Origin of the sequence: Nocardia sp. NPDC004151 (genome assembly GCF_042874235.1) — a bacterium.
Classification (GTDB): Bacteria; Actinomycetota; Actinomycetes; order Mycobacteriales; family Mycobacteriaceae; genus Nocardia.
The window spans coordinates 144,680-167,627 of sequence record NZ_JBIAMR010000016.1 but is presented as its reverse complement, the minus strand read 5'-3'; the positions used below and the strand labels follow the sequence as shown (position 1 = coordinate 167,627).

The following is a 22,948-nucleotide window of genomic DNA, read 5'->3' as shown; positions in this document are numbered from 1 at the left end:
CTTCCCGCTACTCCCAGGGCTTGACCGGCGGTTTCACCCACAGGATCTTCTCGTCCGCGTGATCGCGCACGGCCGCCGGATGCCCCGGATTCCGGGCCGCCCACGCGTCCTTCTCCCCGAGCAGCCGGGCCACCGCCTGCCAGGTCTCCTCGGTGCTGGGCGGATTCGTCTCCGCCGCCCGGGCCAGTTTCCGCCGCTGCGCCACCGGCAGCTCCAGCAACTCGACCCCGCTGATCCCGCGTGCCCAGACATACGCGGCCAGCCGCCGAGCCTTCTCCTCGCGGCTTCGGCTGGCGTGATCGGAATGTGCGTAGTCGGCCATATCTTCCTCGAACTCCGCGCAACCTCGCAGGTCGCGGGCCATGACATACCGACCCTACCGGAGTCCTGGCCCCCGATCGCCGCGTGCTCGAGTCCCCGCCGCCGCGCCCGACCCCCGCCGTCGGCGCCGAGTGGCGACGTCCTGGTCGGTGAGGTGCCGGCGGGAGCCATGGGGCCGTGGGCCGGGGTGGTTTCCGCTGGACGCGGCATTGCCGGCACCGGAGCGGGTTGTACCCACGTCGGGGCGGCGTCGTGCTGCCGCGCGGGCCGGGTGGCGCTGCTCGCGCTCTGCCCCGGCTCCGCGAATTCTGCCGAGTAGCAGCGGTTTTGCGGCTACCGTTGGTCGCATGCCGGAGACCGTGCGCATCGATGATCTGGTCGTTTCCCGGGCGACGCCGGGGGAGTGGGCCACCGTGGTGGAGTGGGCTGCCGCCGAGGGCTGGAATCCGGGGCGGCGGGATACCACCTCGTATTTCGCGCAGGATCCCGACGGGTTCTTCCTGGGGCGGGTGAACGGGGAGCCCGCGTCCGCGGTGTCGGTCGTCAATTACGGCGCGGACTACGCCTTCCTGGGTTTCTATCTGGTGCGGCCGGAGCTGCGCGGGCGTGGATTCGGGCTGGCCACCTGGGAAGCCGGGTTGAAGCACGCGGGAAACCGGGTGGTCGGCCTGGACGGGGTGCCCGCGCAGCAGGACAACTATCGGCGCAGTGGATTCGAACTCGCCTACAGCAGTGCGCGATTCATCGGGGTGCCACGACTGCCGTTGCCCGACAACGCGGTCACGGCGCTCGCCCCGGCGGATACGGCGGAGCTGCTGCCGTACGACTCCGCGTGCTATCCGGCGGATCGCCCGGCATTTCTCACCGCCTGGCTCGACGAACCGGGGCATCGGACGTTCGCGCGCATTGTGGACGGTACGCTCACCGGGTACGCCGTCCTGCGCCCCGCCCGGGACACCCTGCGGGTCGGGCCCCTGTTCGCGGATACGCCCGCCGACGCGCGTCAGCTGCTGGCCGCGCTGGCCGCGCACGCGGCGGGAATGCCTCTGGCGGTGGATGTTCCGCTGGTCAACGAGCCCGCGGTGCGCCTCATGGAGGAGGCCGGTCTGACGCCGAGCTTCGAGACCGCGCGCATGTACACCGGGCCGGTGCGGGATCACCGGCTGGATCGGGTGTTCGGCGCGACCACCCTCGAACTGGGCTGAGTTCCCCGCGGATCGGTCACCAGGCCGAGGGGCGCACGCGGCCCGGTGTGACCACGCGCGCGAGGGCGTTGCGCAGGTCCACCGTCGCTTCGACCCCGAGTGTCGCCGCCCATCGCTCGGTGAACCGGGCCGCGGCGGCGTCGGCGGCGCGGGTGCACGCCCAGCCGCGTTCGGTGAGCGTGATGATCTTGGCGCGGGCGTCCGTGGGATGCGGATTGCGCTGCGCGTAGCCCTTTTTGACGAGCTCGTCGACCAGCTGGCTGGCCGCCTGCTTGGTGACGCCCAGGTGTTCGGCGATCTCGCCGACCGTCGCCCCGGACGGCGCCATGCGCACGAAGGCGAAGCCGTGGGTGGGCCGGATGTCGGTGAACCCGGCCGCCACGCAGCCGTCGTTGATGGCGTCGGTCACCTCGGCGGCGGCCGCGAGCAGCAGCAGCGGCAGGTCCTGTACGGGTCCGGGCATGTCTGAGATCTTGGCACTTGACAAAGAAGTCAACAAGCTTGACTATATAGTCAAGCTACTTGACCAAAGGAGAGTGCTCATGCCCGTCGTCCACGCCGCCGATATCCAGTCCCACGAGATGCACGGTTCCCGCTTCACCCCCTTGATCCGCCCCGCTGTCGGCAGCAGCGAGCTGTGCGTGTGGCGTCTCGAGATCGCGCCCGGCACCCAGGGCGTCGCGCACCGCATCCACCGCGAGGAGGGCTTCGTGGTGCTGGCGGGCTCGATCACGCTGACCATCCAGGGGGAGTCGGCGCGACTCGCCGCCGGTGACGCGGGCGTGGCGCCCGCGGATTCGGTCATCCGCCTGGACAACCCGTCCGACCGGACCGCCGAGGTGCTGGTCACGGCCCCGGTCGGCTTCACCGGCGAGCTGCTCGACGGCACCGTGGTGAACCCGCCCTGGGTGAACTGACTCCGCCCGCTGCTCGCTGATCGGGACGCGCGCCTTCCCCCGCGTTTCTGACACGTGTTCTAATTTGGAAGATCATTCACCAGGTAGGGGAGGCATCATGACCGCGTTCTTCACTCGGGAGGACGGTCGCTATACGGCGACCCGCATGGCGGTCAGTGCCTGGTCTTCCAGCCAGCTCGCGGGCACCGCCGTCTGCGGGCTGCTGGCCCACGAGCTCGAAACCCACAACCCCGGTTCCGAGTTCGTGCCCGCCCGTTTCACCGTCGACATGTTCAGCCCCGTCCTGAACGAGCCGATCGAACTGCACAGCTCGATCGTCCGCGACGGCAACCGCATTCGCGTGGTCGACGCCTCGATCGTCCAGCAGGACCAGGTCCGGGCCCGCGCCACCGTCCAATTCCTGATCGCCGCGGCCGAGCCGCCCGGCGAGATCTGGCAGCCCACCCAGGAACTGCCGGTCCCCGACCAGCGGCTCGACCGCCCCGAGGGCGCGCCGCCGCTGTTCAAGTCCGGATCCGCCGACTGGACCCACGATTTCGCCTCCGGCGTCAACCCGCATCGCAAGGCCGCCTGGAACAACGTTCCGCCCCTGATCGCGGGCGAGCCCATCACCCCGTTCGAGCGCGCGGCCTTCGCGGCCGACACCACCAACCTGGTGTGCAACTGGGGCACCGCGGGCGTCGGCTACATCAACACCGATGTCACCATGACCCTCTCGCGCCTGCCGGAGGGCCCGGAGATCGGCGTGCACGCCCGGGATCACGTGTCCGCGAACGGTATCGCGGTCTCCACGGCGACTCTCTACGACCGCACCGGCGCGCTGGGCGTGTGCACCATCACCGCCCTGTCCAATGCCCGCCGCATGGTCGACATGGCGGCGTTCGCCGAAGCGCAGTCCCTGCCCGCCGTCACTCGCTGAGCCGCCCATCGGCCGGTCGCGCACCGTCGGGCCGGGTCCGGTGGTAATCACTGGACATGGGCACTGTGGTCGAGGCGGGTGGCTGGGGACTGCTCGCGGGCGCGGCACTGGTGATGGGCGCGGGCCTGGGCTATCTGGTCCAGGTTCCCGCCAAGCTGGTGGCGACCATCATGGCGTTCGGCAGCGGCGTACTGCTGTCGGCGGTCTCGTTCGAGTTGATCGACGAGGCGCACGCGCGCGGCGGGCTGGTGCCCACCACGGTCGGCGCGCTGGCCGGGGCCGCGCTGTACACCGGCGCGAACAGCGCGCTGGCCCGCCGTGGCGCGCGGCACCGCAAACGGTCTGGTGATCAACAGCCTTCGGAGGCCGATCAGGAAGGGTCGGGCACCGCGATCGCGTTGGGCGCACTGCTCGACGGCATCCCCGAATCGATGATCATCGGTGTGGGCATCGCCTCCGGCGGCGCGGTCAGCGTCGCGACCGTCGCCGCGGTGTTCATCAGCAATATCCCCGAGGGTCTGTCCAGTGCCACCGGCATGCGTCGCGCGGGCCGCACTCCCGTCTACATCTTCGGCCTCTGGGGCGGCATCGCGGTGCTCAGCGCGGCGGCGGCCATGCTCGGTTTCGCCCTGTCGGATGTGCTGTCCGCGTCCGTCCTGGCCGCCATCATCGCGCTGGCCGCGGGCGCGATCCTGACCATGATCGCGGACACGATGATTCCCGAGGCCTTCGAAAACGCCCACCTGGTGACGGGTTTGGTCACCGTCGCCGGATTCCTCACCGCCTTCGCGCTCTCGACCAGGTGAGCGGCGGGATCAGGCCCGGGTCGGTTCGCCCAGTAGTTGACGGCTCAGCAGTGTGGCCCCGGCGACCGCCCCGGGCATGAGGAACACGGCCACCACCGGGATGAGGAACGCCGCCGCGAGGGGTGCGCCGAAGCCCCAGGCCACGGTCTTGCGGGAGCGCAGCATGGCCATCTGCTGGTTCAGCTGCACTCCGCGTCGTTGCAGCGCAACCGAAGTCAGCTCCTGGGTCAGGAAGAATCCGGTGACGAACACCGCCAGCACGGGAATCACCGTCTGCCCGATGACGGGCACGAACCCCAGCACGAACAGCAGTGCCGCCCACAGCATGGCCCGCACCAGGATTCGAGCGCTGTCCCGCACGGACACCCACAGCTCGACCCACCAGGCCAGCGCCGATTCGGGCGCGGTTCCGTCCGGCGAGACCGACCGGTCGACCCGCTCGGAAATCACGTCGTAGAACGGCGATCCGATCAACAGGGTGACCGCGGTGAAGGTCAACGCCGCCACCAGCACCGCCAGCGCGATCAACGCCACCATCAGCGCTGCGCGGAACAACCCCAGCCAGGGGCTCGGCCACCCATCCGCGAACGGTGTCAGCGTCTCCGCCACATCTCCGCCCCGGGTGATCACCCCGACCAGTGCGGCCCCGTAGATCACCAGCGTGATCAGCGCGGGCACCAGCCCCAGCCCGTACTCCCGGCGATGCCGTGCCACCCACCGCTGCCCCGCCAAGAACTGGGCAAATCCCATCCCGAAATCGCGCATGCCGGAACGATACTGGCTGCTTGACGGTGGGTGTCGCGGCGATCTAGGTTCGGCGAATGCCCGTCGACCAGGACAGCAGCGGATACCGCTGGACCGCCGTGCCCGCGGCCCGGTTGCGGGACGCGATGGCCGAGGCGCTCGACGCCTTCCCGCGCCGGCCCGTCGACCCGGAAGGCCGCAAACCCGCCGCGGTGCTGATCGCGATCGTCGACCGCGGTGCGGACCAAGGCATCTGGCTGACTGAACGCGCGCCGAGCCTGCGCGCCCACGCCGGCCAGCTGGCCCTCCCCGGCGGCCGCCTCGACCCGGGCGAGGACCCGCAAGCCGCGGCCCTGCGCGAACTTCACGAGGAACTGGGCATCGCCCTGCCCCGATCGGCCGTCCTGGGCCTGCTCGACGACTACCCGACCCGGTCCGGCTACATCATGACCCCCGTCGTGGCCTGGGTCGGCGACCCGCCGGCCCTCGCCCCGAACCCCGCCGAAGTGGCTTCCGTGCACTGGATCCCACTGGCCGAACTCGACGTCAACCCGCGTTTCGCCGCCGTCCCTGGTTCCGACCGCCCCACCATCCAGCTCCCGCTGCTCGGCGGCCACCTGCATGCCCCCACCGCCGCGATCCTGCACCAGTTCCGCGAAGTGGCCCTGCATGGCCGCGCGACCCGCGTGGACCACTTCGATCAGCCCCGCTTCGCCTGGGAGTAGGTCTATGCGCCGCGTAGGTCGGTGAGGACTTGGGCGAGGGCGCGGATAGGCTCGGTGTCCGCGTCGGCGCGCCAGCAGAGGTGGTAGGTGAGGGGCGGGATGTCGGGGATGGGGATGAAGCGGACGTGCGACATCTTCCAGAATTCGGTGACGTGGGCCGGGAAGGAATGGATGATGTCGCCGTTGATGACCCATTCGATGAGGTCGTCGACATTGGTGACCGGGCGGAGGCGATTGATCGGGCGTCCGGACGGTGTGGTGAAGGGGAGGTAGGTCTCCTCCCATTCGCGGGCGTTGCCCGGCGGCATCGAGTGCAGGTAGTCGGGGTAGTCCTCGATCGACACCGTGTCGCGATCGGCCAGTGGGTGGCCGCGGCTGACGGCCATCACCCGGCTGTCGCTGAAAAGGGCTGGGCCGACGGTGATGTCGTCGGGGACCGGGCCCCAGACGGCGATCACGTCGTAGTCGCCGTTGCGCAGGGACCCGAAGACGTCGGTGTAGGGGAGTCGGTGGACCTGGAGCTCCCACTGCGGGTGGCGGGCGCGGAATTCGTTCCAATAGCGGTGGAACTCGGGGATGTTGAACGGCAGCAGGGCCAGTTTCAAGACCGCGGTGTGCCCGCGGGCGGCCTGTTTGGCGCGCCGCACACTGAGTTCCAATCCTTCGAACAAGGGTCGCAGGTCGTCGCGTAGTTGACGATGGCCGAACTCGGCGCCAGTATCCGCCGCGTCCTGGGCTTCGACCTGCCTCTGGGTGAGCCGTCCCGGCTGTCCCGCTATGTCTTCCAGGACCGACAGGCCGAAAACTACCGTGCCGGAAGAGTTTTCCTCGCAGGCGACGCGGCCCACCTCTTCCCGGCCACGGGCACGGCCCTCAACTGCGGTCTGTCCGACACCGTCAACCTGGCCTGGAAACTCGCTGCGGCAGTGCAGGGTTGGGCGCCCGCTTCACTCCTCGACACCTACCACACCGAACGCCACTACGCCGGTGCGCGAGCCCGTCTCCAAACCCGCGCCCAAGTCGCTCTGCGCCGAGGCGGCGACCCCGCCGCCGAGGCCCTCCGGGACGTCCTCACCGAACTCCTCACCGACGACCCCGCAGCCCACCGCCTGGGCGCCCTCGTCGGCGCCACCGACCTCCGTTACCCCACCCCCGAAACCCACCCATTGACCGGAACTTTCGCCCCGAACCTCACCCTCCACACCGACCCCGACATCGTCACCGTCGCCGAACTCATGCATACCTCCCGCCCCGTCCTCCTCGACTTCGCCGACCGCCCCGAACTCCGGGAAGTCGCCGAACGCTGGCCCCTCCGGGTCGACGTCATCACCGCCAAAACCGACAACCCTCCCGCCGACGCCCTCCTGATCCGCCCCGACGCCTACATCGCCTGGGCAGCGGATTTCGCCGAGCCCGCCGAAACCGCGGCATCGGGTCTCCACCAGGCCCTGTCGACCTGGTTCGGTGCACCGATGACCCACTGAAACGCGTCATGCCCCGGTAAGTGATTGCCGGGGCATGACGACGGTTACGTCAGTAGATCCAGGGACCGGGCTGACCCTGGCCGGGGGCTTGCGGCGTGCTCTGCGCGGCGGGACGGAAGTAGGCGGTGGATTGTTTGCCCCACCACAGGATTACGATGGCCAGCTCGATCGCCCAGCCCAGGGAATTGATCACGATCGTGGGCACGGTTCGCCTACGCCACCTGATTACTCGGCGCGGCGGCTGGTGAAGTCGAAGGAGCCGCCGTCGATGCCCCAGGAGATGATGCGGTCCGGGTGGATTCGGATGATGGCGCGTTCCTGGTGGGGGAACGGCGGGTCGATGTCCTCGATCGCCTCGGCCGTGCCGCGCACCTCGACGCCGCGAATCTCGTACGGTTCCAGCGAAACCTGTTGGTCGACAACGAATGACACCCGGCTGCCGGACTGCACATTGCGGTACTTTCGAGTGGCGACCATCCGCATGCCGCCGATGTCGATGGTGCCGTCGGCGTTCACCCGGTAGCTGGTCGGATTGTTCTGCACCACACCGTCGGCCGACACCGTCGCCAGCCGGCCGAGCCCGGCCTCAGCGAGGAACTTCTGTTCATTGATGGTGAAGCTCATGTCGATTACTCCTCGTCGGTTACTGCAACCTAGCAGTGCTAGATTCGGGAGCAACGGTAACACGGGCTCGAGAGCTTGTCTAGCGTTGCTAGATTGCAGTTCTTCGCGAAGAAGTCGAGGTCGAATAGGTCGGAACGATGGTGGCCGTTACCCGGCTTCAGGTGTCGGGGCGGGGGCGGGATGTCGGGCGCCCGCCACCAGTAGACCGGTCGCCACCGCCATGATCGGCCATGGCGTGAGCGGCATGATCACCGCGCCCAGGATGGTCCAGGCCCCGAGTATCCAGGCGATGAACGGCGGTGGCGTGAGGGCGCGCCGATCCAGCCACAGCACGATCAGTCCGACGGTGACCAGCGGAATTCCGAAGCTGTCCAGCGAAAGCCAGAGTGCGCTGTTGGCGGGGCTCATCGCGGACAGGTCGTCGTGCCACAGGGCGCCGCCGAACCAGTCACCGGCATGGCGCGCGGCGCCCTCGAGGGTCAGGGCCAGAATGGTGTGCGCGGCTCCGAAGAAGACGACGAGCCGACCCGCCCACGTGATCACCGGACCTCCTCGGTCGAGCACCCGGCGTCGCCGCCCCCGGTCGAATTGTGTTGGCGCCACAGGCGATCCCATCGGCGCAGCATCGCGGGATAGACGATGAGCAGACGGAACGGTTCGATGCCGGCCAGGTACAACCGGCCGCGGAGTCCATTCGGTTTGACCAGGACCGCCATCCGCAGCTCGTACCCGTCGCCAGTCGGGACCCAGCCGAGGTGCGCCACCCCGTGCACGGTCTTGTTCGCCAGCTCGAGCGCCGATTCATCATGGGTTTCGTACAGCGTCGTGAACGGGGTGCCCGGCACGGTCGGACCGGCCGGCTCCTGGCGCAGGTCGTCGGGCAGCCGGTCGCGTAGTGACCGAACCCGGGTCCCGAGTCCAGCGCCGGGATCGTCCCAGCTCAGGAGGGCGCCGAGCCGCCAGCGCACCGCGAAGAGGAACCGAACCGGCGGGGACGCGGTGGATGGGCCGCCGTCGGTGTCGAGCAGGGCGAGAGCGACTGGGAAGTCGTCCGCTCCGGCGCCGGGCGCTCGAAAGGCCCAGACGTCCTGTATCTGGAAGTCGGGCGCGATTTCGTGGATCCGCCATGGCATTTCGGTGTGCGCGGCGCGGGGGAGTCGATTGGACATGACACCGTCCTCAGTGGGTTATACGGTTGCGTATAATGTGAGGCTAGATCAGTTATACGGTTCCGTACAACGTTGGAGTGGGGTGGATCACGGCATGGGTGCGCTGCGCACACCGCGCGAGACATGGATTGACGCCGGGTTGAGCGCCTTGGCCACCGGGGGCGTCGATGCGGTGCGCATCGAGACCCTCGCCAAGGCGCTCGGGGTGACCAAGGGCGGGTTCTACGGCTACTTCGCCGATCGTGAGGCGCTGCTCACGGCGATGCTCGACACCTGGGAGCACGAAGCGGTCGACAATGTGCTCGAGGAGGTCGAGCAGGCCGACGGCAGCGTTCTCGACAAGGCCCGGCTGGCTGGTCGCCTCACCTTCTCGGATGGCCGGTTGCTTCCCATCGACCTGGCCGTGCGTGACTGGGCCCGCCGCGACGCCGCCGTCGCCGAACGCCTACGCCGAGTGGACAATCGGCGCATGGACCTACTGCGTGACGCGATCGGCACCGTCTGCTCCGATCCCGCCGAGATCGAGGCTCGCAGCCTCCTCGCCTTCTGCGCGGCCATCGGCAGCCATTTCCTCGCCGCCGATCACCCCGGCCGGACTCGTGAAGAGGTCATCGCGCGAGCGGGAGATCTGATCCTGAACCGTTCGACGGGCGAGCGCCCCGACGGCGCGGGTGCGTGAGATGGCCATCGATGAGGTGCCCCAGGGCAAAAGTGTTGCGGTGCACGGGATCTTCCAGGGAATCGCCGAGTACTACGATCGGATGAACCGGGTCATGACTCTCGGCCGTCATCGCCGGTGGTGTCGTGAGGTCGCCGAGCTCGCCGCACCGCCCGCGGGCGGGAGCCTGCTCGATCTCGCCACCGGCACAGGCGTGATCGCACTGGAGGCCGCCCGCGCCTATCCCACCGCCACCGTCACCGGCGCCGACTTCTCCGAGCGGATGCTGGAGCGCGCCAAGACCAAGCCGGGGGCTGACGCCGTCCACTGGCAGCTCGCCGACGCCGCCGACCTGCCCTTCGGTGACGAATCGTTCGATGCGATCACCGAGGGCTACCTACTGCGCAACGTCGAAGACCTCGAAGGGGTGTTGCGCGAACAGCAACGGGTGCTCCGACTCGGCGGTCGCATCGTCATCCTCGAGACCTGCCCGCCCAGCGGTCCGGCGAAGCCGATCGTGGAGTGGGGATTACGCACAATCGTGCCGCTGCTCGGGCAGGTGTTCTCCGGCGACCGCTCGTCGTACACCTATCTCGAATCCAGCACGCGCGCTTTCGAATCCCCGCGACAGGTCGCGGATCTGTTGATTCGCCTGGGTTTTCGAGACGTAGGCTGGCGAAAGAAGTTCTTCGGAACCAACGTCATCATGTGGGCCACCAAGGCGCGCTAGCGCGTCGGCGGCACACCGGTGTCGGCTGTGCACTGCGCTGCGCGGCACGAGGATCGGCCCGTGCCGCGGCGGTTCCGGACGCGGCGATGATCCTGGTGTAGGAAGTGGGAGCGGCAATCGGAGCCGGGCGTGCCGGATCCGCGGTGAGCCCGCAGAACCACAGGAGAAGGAACATGAAGTTTCGGGCCATCGTCGAGCCGCCGGAGCCCATGCGCGGCTTGGAAGTTCCGCCCGAGGTAGTGGAAGCGCTCGGCGGGGGCGCCCGCCCGCCGGTGACGATCACGCTCAACGGCCACTCCTGGAAGAGCCGGGTCGCCATCCTGCGCGGCCGCAACCTACTCGGTCTCAGCAATGCCAACCGGAAGGCCGCCGGTGTCGAGATCGGCGACGAAGTCGAGGTCGAAGTGCGGCTCGACTCCGAACCCCGAGTCATCGTCGAGCCCGACGACTTCACCCAGGCCCTGGACGCCGACCCCGCGGCCCGCGCCGCCTACGACAACCTCTCCCACAGCCGTAAACGCGAGCACGTCCACGCCATCGAGAGCGCCAAGAAGCCCGAGACCCGCCAACGCCGCATCGAGAAGGCCATCGCCACCCTGCGGGGCTGAAGTCGAGAAGCGAAGAGGCGAGCCGCGCGAGCCTGTTCAGCGCAGAGCTGATCTGCGCGCCCTGGCACCAGAGGGCTGGTCGTACAAGAACATCGAATCGAAGGAGTCGAATGCGGATCGGGGTATCCGGACCACACGGGACCGGCAAGACAACGCTGGTTCACGAACTGTGTTCCCGCTTCGACGAACTCATGCCGATCGAGGAACCGTATGTCCTCCTCGAGGAAGACGGCTACGACTTCGAATACCCGCCCTCGCGCGCCGACTACCGAGCCCAGCTGGCCCGCTCGATCCAACTGCTGACCAGCGAGCCGGACGGATCCGTCTTCGACCGAACCCCCTTGGACTTCCTGGCTTACCTGTCAGCGACCGGCCTCGACCTCGAGTCCGCCACCACTCCCGCCACAGTCCGAAATGCCTTGGCCACACTGGATCTCCTGGTCCTGGTGCCCATAACCCCCGAAACCGAACGACTCCTGCCCTCGGTGGAGATGCTCGGTCTGCGCCACACGGTCAACGACACGCTCCTGGAGTTGGCCTACACCGACCCGCTGCACCTCCTCGCCGACATCCCGGTGATCGAGTTGAGCGTCCCCCTGGCGGATCGAGTCGAAACAATCGGCGCCATGATCCGGTAACCCAGGCAGCGGAACTCGATAGCGGCGCAGCAACTTCGGGCGGCCTACTCATATCCGAACCACAGCACTCGGATGCGGTCGCAGGTCACCCGGTTGCTAATGATCGGTTCGTCGCTCGTCGGTGTACCAGTCCGGTGCCGGTTCGACCGCCTGTAGCAGGCCCCAATCGATGTGGGCGAAGTAGCGCTGCTGACGTCCGGTATCGGGATCGGTCGCGGTGAAAGCAACCACGTCTCCGACCGCACCGAATCCGTCGACGAAGTCAATTGGGCCGAGGCTGGATTCTTGCAGCTCCTCATTTGTGCACGACCAGGGCGTCAGATCAGCAACGGAGTCGATCTGCGGCCTTGGCAGCTCCGGTCTGCGAAGCAACCGTTTGAGTACGTTGTATCCGCGATGAAGCTCTGTGAATTCGAGCTGCAATCCCGGCCAGAACGTGAGATCCCACACCGCATACCGCACCGTGCGGCTGCCGACCTGTTCGCTTCGCTCCGAAGTCGGTGCACCCCAGGCTGTTACATACTCATCGATCGACTTGAAGTTGTTGACAGCCTCTCCGTAGAACCACCGCTTCTCAGCGATCGCGGTGTCGACCCGGGTAGCGCCGAGATGACGGCGTAGCTCCGCGGCCTGGGCCGGCGCGCTCTTGTTCATCGGGTGCAGCATCGCCAATTGGTAGTCGTACAGCGTCATGACAGGCTCGCCGGCCATCATCCCTCCCCGTCGGCAGAATCCCCACGAATGTACCGGCGTCGCTGAAACGCACTCGTCTGCTTCTGGACGATTTCTGTGCGCGGCACTGACCCCGCAGCCAATGGACCTGCGGGTTCATGCTGAAGTTGAGATCGGTAGGGGGCGTGCGCGGCATTTACTTACGCCATGACATTTTCTCAGCCTCCCGCCAACCAGCCGCAGTCCACCGGCCTGGACAAGAAGACCAGCGCGATCCTGTCCTACGCGCTGGGCTGGCTCACCGGAATCATCTTCCTGTTCCTGGGGAAGAACGACCCCGACGTGAAATTCCATGCCTCGCAATCGATCGTCTTCTTCGGAGCGGTCTCCGTCCTCAACTTCGTGCTGAGCATCGTCGGGTCGCTGCTCGGGGCGCTGGGGATCATCTTCAGCCTCGCCGGGCTCGCGGTCGGGCTCCTGGCGCTCGTCGTCTGGATCATGGCCATGGTGCAGGCGAACAACACCGGCGGTGTCCGCGCGCCGCTGCCCATTGTCGGAAAGTTCATCGCCCCGTATGCCGATCAGCTGGCCGGTTCGGTCAAGTAGCGGCGAAGATCAACGGCCCGAGGGGATCTCGGGCCGTTTTGGCGTTTCCGGGGAAGGCGCGGGCGGCCGGCGTGGGAACGGGTGAGAATGATCGAATGGAGTCGATCGAGCGGGCAGAGACGCCTCGGGTTGCCGGGGAACACGAGACGCTCGGCAGTTTTCTCCAGTTTCAGCGGGATACCTTGGCGTGGAAGTGTTCAGGGCTCTCGGATGCCCAGCTGCGGCAGCGGGCGGTGCCGCCGTCGGCGTTGTCGTTGCTCGGACTGGTTCGTCATATGACCGACGTGGAACGTGGCTGGTTCGCCCGCACGCTCGGGGGTGTGGACGCGCCCGCGTTCTACTGGGGCGCCGAGCGGTCGGAGGATGTCGACTTCGACGTCGACGATGCGGATGTGGATGAGGCGTTTCGCCTGTGGCACGAGGAATGCGCTCGCTCGCGGGAGATTGTGGACAGTTGTGAATCGCTCGACACGGTCGGCGATCACCAATCCGGTGACGACGGATACAGCGCGCGCTGGATCCTCACCCACATGATCGAGGAGTACGCCCGCCACAACGGCCACGCCGACCTACTCCGGGAACAGCTGGACGGTCAGACGGGCGAATAGGACCCTCGCGGGTTCGCTCCAAGTTTGATGATCCATCGTCGACACACTGTCGAAGGCGACCCACATGCTCGCCGTCCATGACGGGGGCTGCCGTCGGACCTCGTGCGGGCAAGGGCGATCTGACCGTCCCGGTTGCGGGCGCCTCGGGCACCCGTATTCGAGTACGGTTGACTGGTTCCGAAGTTGCTGGGGCACTGAACCACTGGGAGCCTTCATGTCTGCGCTGGGACGACCGGGCTGGGTTCTCGGCGGCCGCTACCGGTTGATCGAGAAGCTGGGCAGTGGCGGGTTCGGGACCGTGTGGAAGGCGCGCGACGAGCGGTTGCGGGTGGATGTCGCGGTGAAGGAAGTGCTGCTCCCGCAGGCCGAATCGAGCGCACAGCACGCCGAGCGGGTTGTGCGGGCCGAACGTGAGGCCCGCAATGCCGCCCGGCTGCGCGACCATCCGAATATCGTCGGCGTTCTCGATGTCGTCACCGACGGCGGGACGCCGTGGATCGTCATGCGCCTGGTGTCCGGCCGATCCTTGAAGCAGCGACTCGACAGCGACGGGCCGGTGGACGTCACGGAAGCCGCCGCCGTCGCCGTCGCCTTGTTGCAGGCCCTGCGGGCCGCCCATGATGCCGGCGTGGTCCACCGCGATGTCAAGCCGGGCAATATCCTGCTCGCCACCGGCGGCGAGGTGCTGCTCACGGATTTCGGGACCGCCCGCCACCACTCCGATCACACGCTGACCGCCAAAGAGACGCTCATCGGTTCGTTCGAGTACATGGCGCCCGAACGCATCGACGGCGACGACACGCCCGCCGGTGACCTGTACGCCCTCGGCGTCACGCTCTACCAGGCGGTGGAGGGGGTTTCGCCGTTCCGTCGCGACACCATTCACGGAACCATGAAAGCGGTCATGTTCGGTGCGGTTCCCGCGCCGGTGCGCGCCGGGCAACTCGGCCCGCTCATCACCCGGCTGATGGATCGGCAGCCGGAGTCACGTCCGTCCATCCCGCACGCGTTGGCCATGCTCACGGATCGGACACCGCCCGACATCGCGCCGAAATCGGAAGTACCCAAGGGAAATTCGCGACCATCGGGCACCGGCCGTAGGCGTGGCGAGGTCGGCCAGTTGCTGGCCCGGGCCCGAGATCATCAGAAGCGCGGCGATATCGGCGAAGCCGAACGGCTACTCCGTCAGGCCGCTTCGATGAACGACACCCTCTCCATGTCCTTCCTGGCGCGACTCCTCGAAAACCGGGGCGCCCGCGCGGAAGCCGAACGCTGGTACCGGCGGGCCGCCGAGCACGGCGATACGCTCTCGATGCTGACCTTGGGCCATATGTGCATGAAGACCGGTGACCTCGGCCAGGCCGCCTACTGGTACCGCCGCTACATCGACAATGGCCACATTCTCGGAAAAGTCCACTTGGCAACGGTTCATGAGGCCCGAGGCGAGGACGACCGAGCCGAGCTCCTCTACCGCGAGGTGGAACGAGACGGCGACATGGTCGCTCTGAAAGCCCTGGGCGATCAATGGAAATCCCTCGGGCGCACGGACGCCGCGAAACGCGTCTACCGCAAATCCGCCGAAGCCGGGTACGCCCCGGCGAAGGACGCCCTCGGGAATTTGACCTCGGGTTAGGTCTTTCTGGTGCGCCATCAGGGACTCGAACCCCGAACCCGCTGATTAAGAGTCAGCTGCTCTGCCAATTGAGCTAATGGCGCTTGCTACTTCGTTGCGGGAAGGAACTTTAGCAGGGTGGTGGCGAGAAGTGGAATCGGGTTTCTGGGAGGGGTGACGGCCCCGGCCGGGGTGCCGGGGCCGGTCCGGGGTTAGTTGATTTCGGCGAGGACGGTGCCCTGGGTGATGGCGCTGCCGGGCTCGACGGTGAGGCCGGTGATGGTGCCGGCCTTGTGGGCGGTGACCGGGTTCTCCATCTTCATGGCCTCGAGCACCACGACCAGGTCGCCCGCCTCGACGGATTGGCCCTCTTCGACGGCCACCTTGACGACGGTGCCCTGCATGGGGGCGGTGACGGCGTCGCCGGAGGCGGTGCCCGTGCCCGCGCCACCGCGCTTGCGGGGCTTCGGCTTCTTACGCACCGGCGTGGACGCGGCGGAGGCGGAGAACTGGGCGGGGATAGAGACTTCGACGCGGCGGCCGCTGACCTCGACGACGACCTTCTGGCGCGGAGCCTGTTCGTCCTCTTCGATGGCGACAGCGCCCGTGTAGGGCTCGATCGGGTTGTCCCACTCGTTCTCGATCCACTTGGTGTAGACGTCGAACTTCTCGCCGTCACCGATGAACGCGGGGTTGGTGACGATGTGGCGGTGGAAGGGGAGGACGGTGGCCAAACCCTCGATGCGGAATTCGGCGAGGGCCCGTGCTGCCCGTTGGAGGGCTTGGTCGCGGGTTTCGCCGGTGACGATCAGTTTGGCGAGCATGGAGTCGAATTGGCCGCCGATGACCGAACCCTCGACCACGCCCGAGTCGACGCGCACACCGGGACCAGTCGGTTCGCGGTAGGTGACGACCGGGCCCGGTGCCGGGAGGAAGCCGCGACCGGCGTCCTCACCGTTGATGCGGAACTCGAAGGAGTGGCCGCGCGGAGTCGGGTCCTCGGTGATGGACAGCTCGTGGCCCTCGGCGATGCGGAACTGCTGACGCACCAGGTCGATACCGGCGGTCTCCTCGGTGACGGGGTGTTCCACCTGCAGGCGGGTGTTGACCTCCAGGAAGGAGACCGTGTCGCCCTGGACGAGGTATTCGACGGTGCCCGCGCCGTAATAGCCTGCCTCGCGGCAGATCTGCTTCGCCGACTCGTGGATCTCGGACCTGACTTCATCGGACAGGAAGGGCGCGGGGGCCTCCTCGACGAGCTTCTGGAAGCGGCGCTGCAGCGAGCAGTCACGGGTACCGGCGACCACGACATTGCCGTGCTGGTCGGCGATGACCTGGGCCTCGACGTGACGGGCCTTGTCCAGGTACTGCTCCACGAAGCACTCACCACGACCGAACGCCGCGATGGCCTCACGCGTCGCGGACTCGAACAGCTCCGGGATCTCCTCGATGGTGTGCGCGACCTTCATGCCACGACCACCACCACCGAAGGCGGCCTTGATGGCCACCGGAACACCGAACTCCTTGGCGAACGCCACGACCTCGTCGGCGTCCTTCACCGGATCCTTGGTACCCGCGGCCATCGGCGCCTGCGCGCGCTCGGCGATGTGGCGCGCGGTGACCTTGTCACCCAGATCCCGGATGGACTGCGGCGACGGACCGATCCAGATCAGACCCGCGTCGATCACGGCCTGCGCGAAATCGGCGTTCTCCGACAGGAACCCGTAGCCGGGGTGGATCGCGTCCGCGCCGGCCTTCGCGGCGGCGTCGAGGATCTTGTCGAACACCAGGTACGACTCGGCCGAGGTCTGACCACCGAGCGCGAACGCCTCATCGGCGAGCTTCACGAACGGCGCGTCGGCGTCCGGTTCGGCATACACCGCGACGCTGGAGATTCCGGCGTCCTTGGCGGCCCGGATCACCCGGACAGCGATCTCGCCTCGGTTGGCTACCAGGACTTTCGTGATTCGCGTGGTGGGCACAGTGGATCCTGTCTCCTTGCCGGGTTCGGAGGCGGCCAGCATCTCGTCGCGTTCCACGACCTTGACGCGTTCGCGGCCCTGCGGTTCGCCGAGGGCACGTTCGTGGGCGTCGAGGCGGTACCAGCCCGCCCAGGTGGTGAACGGGATGCCCTTGCGCTCCAGGAATTCGATGACGGCATCGGGGTCGGGGTGGGCGGCGGGGGTGAAGGACGGGGCGTCGTCGAGCAGGCAGGCGATGGTTTCGTTGGCGTCGCCCTTGGTGTGACCGATGAGGCCGACGGGGCCGCGCTTGATCCAGCCGGTGACATAGGTGGCGGACAGGCCGGGGATGCGGCCCGCGGTGTTGGGGACCGTTCCGCTGTCCTCGTCGAAGGGCAGGCCCGGAATCGGCTGGGAGAGATATCCGACCGCCCGGTAGACGGCCTGGACATCCCAATCACGATATGCGCCGGTCGGTTTCACGTTCCCGGTGCCGTCGAGTGCGGTGCGCTCGGTCCGCAGACCGACGACCCTGCCGTTCTCGCCGAGGATCTCCGAAGGGTTCTCGAAGAAGTGCAGGAACAGCTTGTGCGGGCGGTCGCCGACATCGCGAATGGCCCACTGTTCCAGGGTGTTGCAGATCATGTCGACCTGCTTGGAGTTGCGGCGCGCGGCTTCCGAGCCCTCGTCGTAGTCGATGTCCTCAGGGTCGACGATGACCTCGATGGTGGGGGAGTGGTCGAGTTCGCGCAGTTCGAGGGGCGTGAACTTGGCCTGGGCGGGACCCCGGCGGCCGAACACGTGCACCTCGAGCGCCTTGTTGGCCTTCAATCCGTCGTAGACGTTCGGCGGAATCTCCGTGGGCAGCAGTTCATCCCCGGTCTTGGCCAGCACCCGCGCCACATCCAGCGCGACATTGCCGACCCCGAGCACGGCGACCTTCTCCGCCGTCAATGGCCAGGTCCGTGGCACATCCGGATGCCCGTCGTACCAGGACACGAAGTCCGCCGCGCCGTAGGAACCGTCCAATTCGATGCCCGGAACATCCAGTGCGCGATCAGCATTCGCCCCGGTGGAGAAGATGACCGCGTCATAGAACTGACGCAGATCCTCGAGGGTGATGTCGACCCCGTAGTCGATATTGCCCAGCAGCCGCACCTGCTCCTTGTCGAGCACCCTGTGCAAGGCGGTGATGATTCCCTTGATCCGCGGGTGATCCGGCGCGACGCCGTAGCGGATCAACCCGAACGGCGCGGGCATCCGCTCGTACAGGTCGATGCTCACCCCGTCGAACCCGGCGTGCCCATCGGATTTCATCAACGCGTCGGCGGCGTAGATCCCGGCCGGCCCGGCCCCCACGATCGCAATGCGTAGTGGGCGGGTCGCTGCACTCTGTTCGGTAATCATGGTTCCCTTCACGACTTTTCGGTCACCGACAGGCGCCGCGACCCGCCGGTTGTTCACGCGTTGATCTCGGCCGCCGCGATCCGCGAGCGGTAGAGCGTGCGGCTGAGCACCGCGTAGACGGTGGCCGCGACGGCCGGCCCGGCCAGCGCCGACAGGTCCGCGCCCCCGAGGGCCGAGGCCACCGGCCCCTCCCACGAGGTGGTGTGGATGCACAGCCCCGCCGAGATGCCGCCGACGATGATGGCCGTGACACCGGCGACGTTGAAGCCCGCCGTGTACCACTGCGCACTCCCGGGGTGTTCGTCGTTGAGCGATACCCCGTCATACCGGTTGCGGCGCAACACGATATCGGTCACGTAGATGGCGACCAACGGCCCCAGCACCACGACGGTCAGTTCCAGCCACCGGCTCAGGGTCGCGAGGAAGTCCTCGGCGACGAACAGCGCGTAGAAGGTGATCGCGCCGCCGAGCACGCCGTCGATGAACACGGTCTGCGAGCGCCGCATCCTCACGCCGAGACCCTGCAGGCACAGGCCCGAGGAGTAGGTGGTGAGCACGTTGGTGGTGATCGCGCCGACGACGATCACGGCCAGGAACACCGGGTAGAACCACCCGGGCAGGATGCCCTTCAGCGAGGTCTGGGGGTCGGTCATGTCGACGCTGGTCCCCGCGATGACGCCGATGACGCCCAGCGCGACGGCCGGCACGAACCCGCCCAGCGCGGTCCACCCCATCACCGCGCGCTTCGACACCGATTCGGGCAGATAGCGTGCGTAGTCCGCGCCGACGGTCCACGACAGCGGAGCCGACGCGACCAGCGCCACCCCGACCAGCAGCGCCGACCACAGCGAGGAACCCGTGAGCGGCTGCGCGGGAACGTAATCGAACTTGGCGTGGCCGAACACGAAGACGCCCAGCAGCACACAGCAGAGTACGAGGGCCGCGGTGAAGAAGGGGCTGAGCCGCACGATCGTCGCGTGCCCGTAGATGCTGATCGTGAAGGTCGCGACCGCCATGACCGCCACGATCACCAGCTTCACCGGCGTCGACACCGTGACGCCCAGATGCCCGGCCAGCGCGAACGCCGCGAGCGAACCGAACGACAGGTTGATCGCCTCGTAGGAAATGGCGATCAGCCAGTTGAGCCCCGCGCCGAAGAGCCGGTTACCGCGAATGCCGAACATCGAGCGCATGATCACCACGCTGGGCGTCCCCGCCGCCGGGCCGCTGACCGCGAGCGCGCCGACGCCGAGCCAGAACAGGTTGCCCAGCACCACGACCGCCAGCGCCTGCCACAACGACAGGCCGAGCAGCAGCGCCGTGCCGCCGAGCACGATGTAGATGTAGGCGACATTGGACGCCGCCCAGATGGTGAACAGCTCACGTGGCGTGCCGCGGCGCTCCTGCGGGGGAACGAAGTCGATGCCGCGAACCTCGATGTGCCCGAACGCATCCCCCGATGGTTCCGGTGCTGGTCTTCTGGTTGTGATGTCCTCTTGCTGACTGGTCACCGCGCGCCTCCGAATACCTTGTGCAGCTTCCGTATTCGACGTGTCCACGACACGTCCGCGGCGAAACTATCGCCGCGAGCGTCATCGCCCGGTCATCGTCGGGACATCAGGAAGCATTCGCGCAGGTCAGAGCGGTGCGCGTGAGATCGTCACGCGTTGATCGGGGTGTTTGCCCGCGGGTAGCGTTGGGCCGCAGTGAGTTCGGTGGGTCCGTCGCCGGTGTGGTTACCGGGGCGGGGTGAGTGCTTTGCGAAGAAGGTCGGCCAGTTGTTGTTGTTCGTCGGGGGTCAGATTGGCGACCGCGCGGCGGGGGAAGTCGAAGGAGTCCTCGAACGCGTCGTTGACGGCTTCGCCCTCGGGGGTGCGCTGGATGCGCCGGAAGCGCCGGTCGGCGGGGTCGGGTTGGCGCAGGACCAGGGAGCGGGCCTCGAGCCGGGTGACGATCTGGGTGATGTTGGAGGCGTCACAGCCGAGTTCCTCGGCCAGTTCGCCCATTCCGCGCGGTGTGCCGACCCGGCCGAGCACGCAGGCGTGGGCCATGCTCATGCCCTGGTCACGGGCGGCGTCCTCGAAGGCGTGGTTGTAGGCGTCCACGAATTCGAACATCACCTGCTCGACGTCGGTGGATGTGCTCACGGGACCTGCCGGTACTGCCATGCAGAAAATTCTAAGCCAAGACTTGACGAAGGTACTTGATTGGATAAATCACATGTGCCAGCATGGTGCTTGATCCAATCAAGTAATTGCGCGCACCAGTCCGGCGCGCGACTCGATCCAGCAAGGAGTACAAGGTGAGCACTCTGTTCGAGCAGGTCTCGATCGGCCGGTTGCAGCTGCCGAGCCGTCTGGTGATGGCGCCGATGACCCGCAACCGGGCCACCCTGGATGGGCTCGTCACCGAGCTCACCGCCGAGTACTACACGCAGCGCGCGAGCGCCGGCCTGATCATCAGCGAGAGCATCCAGCCCAGCGTCATCGGCCAGGGCTACTTCCTGACCCCGGGTCTGCACAACGAGGCCCAGACCGAGGCCTGGCGCCAGGTCACCGACGCCGTGCACCGGGCGGGCGGCCGCATCATCGCGCAGCTGACCCACTGCGGCCGCATCGGCCACCCCATGCTGTACCCGGACAACGCGCTGCCGCTGGCCCCGTCCGCGGTGGTCTCCGGTGAGCAGCTGTTCACCCCCAACGGCATGATCGACCACCCGGAGCCCCGGGAGATGACCGCCGAGGACATCACCACCACCATCGCCGACTTCGTGGCCGCCGCGCGCAACGCCATCGCCGCCGGCTTCGACGGTGTCGAGGTCCACGGTGCGAACGGCTATCTGCTGCACCAGTTCCTGGCCGACAACACCAACCTGCGCACCGACAACTACGGCGGCTCGATCCCCAACCGCATCCGCTTCGTCACCGAGGTGGTGGCCGCGGTCGCCGAGGCCATCGGCGCCGACCGCACCGGTATCCGCCTGTCGCCCGGCAACCCGTTCAACCACATCGTCGAGGCCGACCCGGCCCCGCTGTACGTCGAGCTGCTCACCAAGCTGTCCGACCTGGACATCGCCTACGTGCACATCATGGAGGGCGGCGACCGCGAGCTGACCACCAAGCTGCGCGCGGCCTTCTCCAACAGCATCATCCTGAACCCGCACGCCACCCCCGAGGCGTTCCCGGCGTCGGTCGACGCCGCCGAGCAGGCGCTGGAATCCGGTGTGGCGGACGCGGCCGCGCTGGCCACCCTGTGGCTGGCCAACCCCGACCTGGATGCCCGCATCAAGGCCGGCGGCCCCTTCAACACCCCCGACGAGGCCACCTTCTACGGCGGCGACCACGTCGGCTACACCGACTACCCGACCCTGGGCTGAGTGAATCCCGGCCCCGGGCCGAGTCGCTCACCGGCCCCGGGCAGCGTCACCCATAACTGAATTCGCAACGGCCGCCCCGATTTCCGATCCCGGCCGGGACGGAATCGGGGCGGCCGTGCGCCCGGACCATGTCCGCCGATCCCCTGAGAAGAGGAGCACTGAAGATGAAGGCACTCGTCCACGACCAGGCCGCCCCGCACATGCTGCGCCTGAGCGACGCGCCCGCCCCGACGCCGGGGCCGTCGCAGGCGCTGATCGACGTCGCCGCGTTCTCGTTCAATTTCGGGGAGGTCGCCTTCCGGGTCCCGGACCTGCCGACCGGCACGATTCCGGGCTGGGACGCCGCCGGCACCGTCGTGGTCCCCGCGGCCGACGGCTCGGGTCCGCCCGCCGGCAGCCGCGTGGTGACCTTCGGCTGGGGCGGCGCCTGGGCCGAGCAGCGCGCGGTCGATACCGCGGAACTGGCCCTGGTGCCCGACACCCTGGATCTCGGTGCGACAGCGGCGCTTCCGGTCGCCGCGGTCACCGCCTTGCAGGCGATCCGGCGACTCGGCGACATCACCGGACGCCGGGTGCTGGTGACCGGCGCGTCCGGCGGCGTCGGCCGGTTCGCGGTGCAGCTCGCGCACCTCGCCGGTGCGGAAGTCGTTGCCTCGGTGGGCAGTCCGGCCCGTGGCGCGGGTCTGGTCGAGCTGGGCGCGACCGAGGTGATCCTCGGTCCCGCGGCCCTGCGCGGCCGGGTCTTCGGCGCGGTCGACAATGTCGGCGGCCAGCAGCTGGCCGACGCCTATCTGCGGCTCGAGACCGGCGGCACGGTGGTGGCGGTCGGCAAGGCTTCGAAGCAGCCGACCCTCATCGATTTCGAGGAGGCCCGCATCCGGGTCGATCGCGCGCGGATCGAGACCTTCGTCATCGGCACCCCGCTCGGCGGCGAGCTCACCGAACTGGTCGGCCTGGCCGAGCGCGGGCGGCTGGATCCGGCCATCGGCTGGCGCGGCGACTGGACCGACTACCTGCGGGCCGCCGACGCCCTGGTGGGTCGTCAGGTCCCCGGCAAGGCGGTGCTCGACGTGCGCCGCGCGGACTGAGCCGGACCCTCGAAAAGTCGCTCGTACCAGCATTTTTCGTGCCCAGTGTCTCGACGATGACCGGTCGGTG

27 protein-coding genes, 1 tRNA gene and 1 pseudogene are annotated in these 22,948 nt (G+C 67.9%); 15 read left to right on the top strand and 14 right to left on the bottom strand.

Features of this window, described 5'->3' with window-relative positions; translation table 11 throughout:
• Window positions 1-7: 7 nt before the first annotated feature.
• Window positions 8-322: a hypothetical protein gene (locus tag ACFYTS_RS29675; protein WP_357284245.1), complete on the bottom strand. Its 315-nt coding sequence runs from the start codon at window positions 320-322 to the stop codon at window positions 8-10.
• 346 nt (window positions 323-668) lie between these two features.
• Here ACFYTS_RS29675 and ACFYTS_RS29670 point away from each other — a divergent pair, with 346 nt between their 5' ends.
• Window positions 669-1,526 carry a GNAT family N-acetyltransferase gene (locus ACFYTS_RS29670; protein ID WP_387308841.1) on the top strand — a complete coding sequence of 286 codons (858 nt, stop codon included), beginning with the start codon at window positions 669-671 and terminating at the stop codon, window positions 1,524-1,526.
• A gap of 16 nt (window positions 1,527-1,542) precedes the next feature.
• Here the strand turns inward: ACFYTS_RS29670 and ACFYTS_RS29665 are convergent, their stop codons facing one another.
• Window positions 1,543-1,989 (bottom strand): MarR family winged helix-turn-helix transcriptional regulator, encoded by a 447-nt coding sequence (locus ACFYTS_RS29665; RefSeq protein WP_357284250.1) that lies wholly within the window; start codon window positions 1,987-1,989, stop codon window positions 1,543-1,545.
• Between the two features lie 79 nt (window positions 1,990-2,068).
• Here ACFYTS_RS29665 and ACFYTS_RS29660 point away from each other — a divergent pair, with 79 nt between their 5' ends.
• The 3 genes from ACFYTS_RS29660 to ACFYTS_RS29650 all read left to right on the top strand — a co-directional run bounded on the left by ACFYTS_RS29660 (window position 2,069) and on the right by ACFYTS_RS29650 (window position 4,168).
• Window positions 2,069-2,443 carry a cupin domain-containing protein gene (locus ACFYTS_RS29660; RefSeq protein ID WP_357284253.1) on the top strand — a complete coding sequence of 125 codons (375 nt, stop codon included), beginning with the start codon at window positions 2,069-2,071 and terminating at the stop codon, window positions 2,441-2,443.
• A 97-nt stretch (window positions 2,444-2,540) separates the two neighbouring features.
• The gene (locus ACFYTS_RS29655; protein WP_357284254.1) at window positions 2,541-3,362 is read left to right on the top strand and encodes an acyl-CoA thioesterase domain-containing protein; all 822 of its coding nucleotides are present in this window, start codon (window positions 2,541-2,543) and stop codon (window positions 3,360-3,362) included.
• A 56-nt stretch (window positions 3,363-3,418) separates the two neighbouring features.
• Window positions 3,419-4,168 carry a ZIP family metal transporter gene (locus tag ACFYTS_RS29650; protein WP_387308838.1) on the top strand — a complete coding sequence of 250 codons (750 nt, stop codon included), beginning with the start codon at window positions 3,419-3,421 and terminating at the stop codon, window positions 4,166-4,168.
• A 9-nt stretch (window positions 4,169-4,177) separates the two neighbouring features.
• Here ACFYTS_RS29650 and ACFYTS_RS29645 read toward each other — a convergent pair whose 3' ends face one another.
• Window positions 4,178-4,933: an EI24 domain-containing protein gene (locus ACFYTS_RS29645; protein WP_387308836.1), complete on the bottom strand. Its 756-nt coding sequence runs from the start codon at window positions 4,931-4,933 to the stop codon at window positions 4,178-4,180.
• A gap of 56 nt (window positions 4,934-4,989) precedes the next feature.
• Between ACFYTS_RS29645 and ACFYTS_RS29640 the strand changes: the two genes are divergently transcribed.
• Window positions 4,990-5,637 carry an NUDIX hydrolase gene (locus ACFYTS_RS29640; RefSeq protein ID WP_387308834.1) on the top strand — a complete coding sequence of 216 codons (648 nt, stop codon included), beginning with the start codon at window positions 4,990-4,992 and terminating at the stop codon, window positions 5,635-5,637.
• Between the two features lie 2 nt (window positions 5,638-5,639).
• On the opposite strand, the gene ACFYTS_RS29635 is transcribed toward ACFYTS_RS29640, so the two are convergent.
• On the bottom strand, window positions 5,640-6,284 hold the full coding sequence (locus tag ACFYTS_RS29635) for a substrate-binding domain-containing protein (protein WP_387308832.1): 645 nt from the start codon (window positions 6,282-6,284) through the stop codon (window positions 5,640-5,642).
• A 51-nt stretch (window positions 6,285-6,335) separates the two neighbouring features.
• Here ACFYTS_RS29635 and ACFYTS_RS29630 point away from each other — a divergent pair, with 51 nt between their 5' ends.
• Entirely contained in the window at window positions 6,336-7,121 is a 786-nt protein-coding gene (locus ACFYTS_RS29630) for an FAD-dependent monooxygenase (protein ID WP_387308830.1), read from the top strand.
• 49 nt (window positions 7,122-7,170) lie between these two features.
• Here ACFYTS_RS29630 and ACFYTS_RS29625 read toward each other — a convergent pair whose 3' ends face one another.
• From ACFYTS_RS29625 to ACFYTS_RS29610, 4 genes are all read right to left on the bottom strand, one after another.
• Window positions 7,171-7,326: a hypothetical protein gene (locus ACFYTS_RS29625; protein WP_387308828.1), complete on the bottom strand. Its 156-nt coding sequence runs from the start codon at window positions 7,324-7,326 to the stop codon at window positions 7,171-7,173.
• Window positions 7,327-7,346: 20 nt separating this feature from the next.
• Window positions 7,347-7,745: a PPOX class F420-dependent oxidoreductase gene (locus tag ACFYTS_RS29620; protein WP_387308826.1), complete on the bottom strand. Its 399-nt coding sequence runs from the start codon at window positions 7,743-7,745 to the stop codon at window positions 7,347-7,349.
• A 147-nt stretch (window positions 7,746-7,892) separates the two neighbouring features.
• Window positions 7,893-8,288, bottom strand: coding sequence for a DUF6463 family protein (locus ACFYTS_RS29615; RefSeq protein WP_387308824.1), 396 nt, complete (start codon window positions 8,286-8,288; stop codon window positions 7,893-7,895).
• Window positions 8,285-8,914, bottom strand: coding sequence for a DUF2867 domain-containing protein (locus tag ACFYTS_RS29610; RefSeq protein ID WP_387308821.1), 630 nt, complete (start codon window positions 8,912-8,914; stop codon window positions 8,285-8,287). The genes ACFYTS_RS29615 and ACFYTS_RS29610 overlap by 4 nt, the downstream gene beginning before the upstream one ends.
• 94 nt (window positions 8,915-9,008) lie before the next feature.
• Between ACFYTS_RS29610 and ACFYTS_RS29605 the strand changes: the two genes are divergently transcribed.
• The 4 genes from ACFYTS_RS29605 (at window position 9,009) to ACFYTS_RS29590 (ending at window position 11,548) form a co-directional block, all read left to right on the top strand.
• Window positions 9,009-9,593, top strand: a complete 585-nt coding sequence (locus tag ACFYTS_RS29605) for a TetR/AcrR family transcriptional regulator (protein ID WP_357284284.1) — start codon at window positions 9,009-9,011, stop codon at window positions 9,591-9,593.
• 1 nt (window position 9,594) lies between these two features.
• A complete protein-coding gene (locus ACFYTS_RS29600) occupies window positions 9,595-10,302 on the top strand; it encodes a ubiquinone/menaquinone biosynthesis methyltransferase (RefSeq protein WP_387308819.1) in 708 nt (235 codons plus the stop codon).
• Between the two features lie 173 nt (window positions 10,303-10,475).
• Entirely contained in the window at window positions 10,476-10,910 is a 435-nt protein-coding gene (locus ACFYTS_RS29595) for a YdeI/OmpD-associated family protein (RefSeq protein ID WP_387308817.1), read from the top strand.
• Window positions 10,911-11,020: 110 nt separating this feature from the next.
• A complete protein-coding gene (locus ACFYTS_RS29590; protein ID WP_387308815.1) occupies window positions 11,021-11,548 on the top strand; it encodes an AAA family ATPase in 528 nt (175 codons plus the stop codon).
• Between the two features lie 96 nt (window positions 11,549-11,644).
• Here the strand turns inward: ACFYTS_RS29590 and ACFYTS_RS29585 are convergent, their stop codons facing one another.
• Window positions 11,645-12,241, bottom strand: a complete 597-nt coding sequence (locus ACFYTS_RS29585; RefSeq protein ID WP_387308813.1) for a hypothetical protein — start codon at window positions 12,239-12,241, stop codon at window positions 11,645-11,647.
• Window positions 12,242-12,427: 186 nt separating this feature from the next.
• Between ACFYTS_RS29585 and ACFYTS_RS29580 the strand changes: the two genes are divergently transcribed.
• The 3 genes from ACFYTS_RS29580 (at window position 12,428) to ACFYTS_RS29570 (ending at window position 15,067) form a co-directional block, all read left to right on the top strand.
• Window positions 12,428-12,826: a DUF4870 domain-containing protein gene (locus ACFYTS_RS29580; protein WP_357284296.1), complete on the top strand. Its 399-nt coding sequence runs from the start codon at window positions 12,428-12,430 to the stop codon at window positions 12,824-12,826.
• Between the two features lie 95 nt (window positions 12,827-12,921).
• Window positions 12,922-13,434: a DinB family protein gene (locus ACFYTS_RS29575; protein WP_357284299.1), complete on the top strand. Its 513-nt coding sequence runs from the start codon at window positions 12,922-12,924 to the stop codon at window positions 13,432-13,434.
• Window positions 13,435-13,648: 214 nt separating this feature from the next.
• A complete protein-coding gene (locus ACFYTS_RS29570) occupies window positions 13,649-15,067 on the top strand; it encodes a serine/threonine-protein kinase (RefSeq protein WP_387308810.1) in 1,419 nt (472 codons plus the stop codon).
• Window positions 15,068-15,074: 7 nt separating this feature from the next.
• Here the strand turns inward: ACFYTS_RS29570 and ACFYTS_RS29565 are convergent.
• The 5 genes and pseudogenes from ACFYTS_RS29565 to ACFYTS_RS29545 form a co-directional block, all read right to left on the bottom strand.
• Window positions 15,075-15,150 (bottom strand) — tRNA-Lys (locus ACFYTS_RS29565).
• Between the two features lie 108 nt (window positions 15,151-15,258).
• The gene (locus ACFYTS_RS29560) at window positions 15,259-17,070 is read right to left on the bottom strand and encodes an acetyl/propionyl/methylcrotonyl-CoA carboxylase subunit alpha (RefSeq protein WP_387308862.1); all 1,812 of its coding nucleotides are present in this window, start codon (window positions 17,068-17,070) and stop codon (window positions 15,259-15,261) included.
• An 816-nt stretch (window positions 17,071-17,886) separates the two neighbouring features.
• Window positions 17,887-18,414, bottom strand: a pseudogene (locus ACFYTS_RS29555) (FAD-dependent oxidoreductase); the annotation flags it as partial.
• Window positions 18,415-18,467: 53 nt separating this feature from the next.
• Window positions 18,468-19,925: a purine-cytosine permease family protein gene (locus ACFYTS_RS29550; RefSeq protein WP_387308807.1), complete on the bottom strand. Its 1,458-nt coding sequence runs from the start codon at window positions 19,923-19,925 to the stop codon at window positions 18,468-18,470.
• 225 nt (window positions 19,926-20,150) lie between these two features.
• Window positions 20,151-20,582: a MarR family transcriptional regulator gene (locus tag ACFYTS_RS29545; protein WP_357284307.1), complete on the bottom strand. Its 432-nt coding sequence runs from the start codon at window positions 20,580-20,582 to the stop codon at window positions 20,151-20,153.
• 134 nt (window positions 20,583-20,716) lie between these two features.
• On the opposite strand from ACFYTS_RS29545, the gene ACFYTS_RS29540 reads away from it, so the two are divergent.
• The gene (locus ACFYTS_RS29540; RefSeq protein WP_357284310.1) at window positions 20,717-21,790 is read left to right on the top strand and encodes an alkene reductase; all 1,074 of its coding nucleotides are present in this window, start codon (window positions 20,717-20,719) and stop codon (window positions 21,788-21,790) included.
• A gap of 164 nt (window positions 21,791-21,954) precedes the next feature.
• Complete coding sequence (locus ACFYTS_RS29535) at window positions 21,955-22,878, top strand: zinc-binding dehydrogenase (RefSeq protein ID WP_357284312.1); 924 nt, start codon at window positions 21,955-21,957, stop codon at window positions 22,876-22,878.
• Window positions 22,879-22,948: the final 70 nt, after the last annotated feature.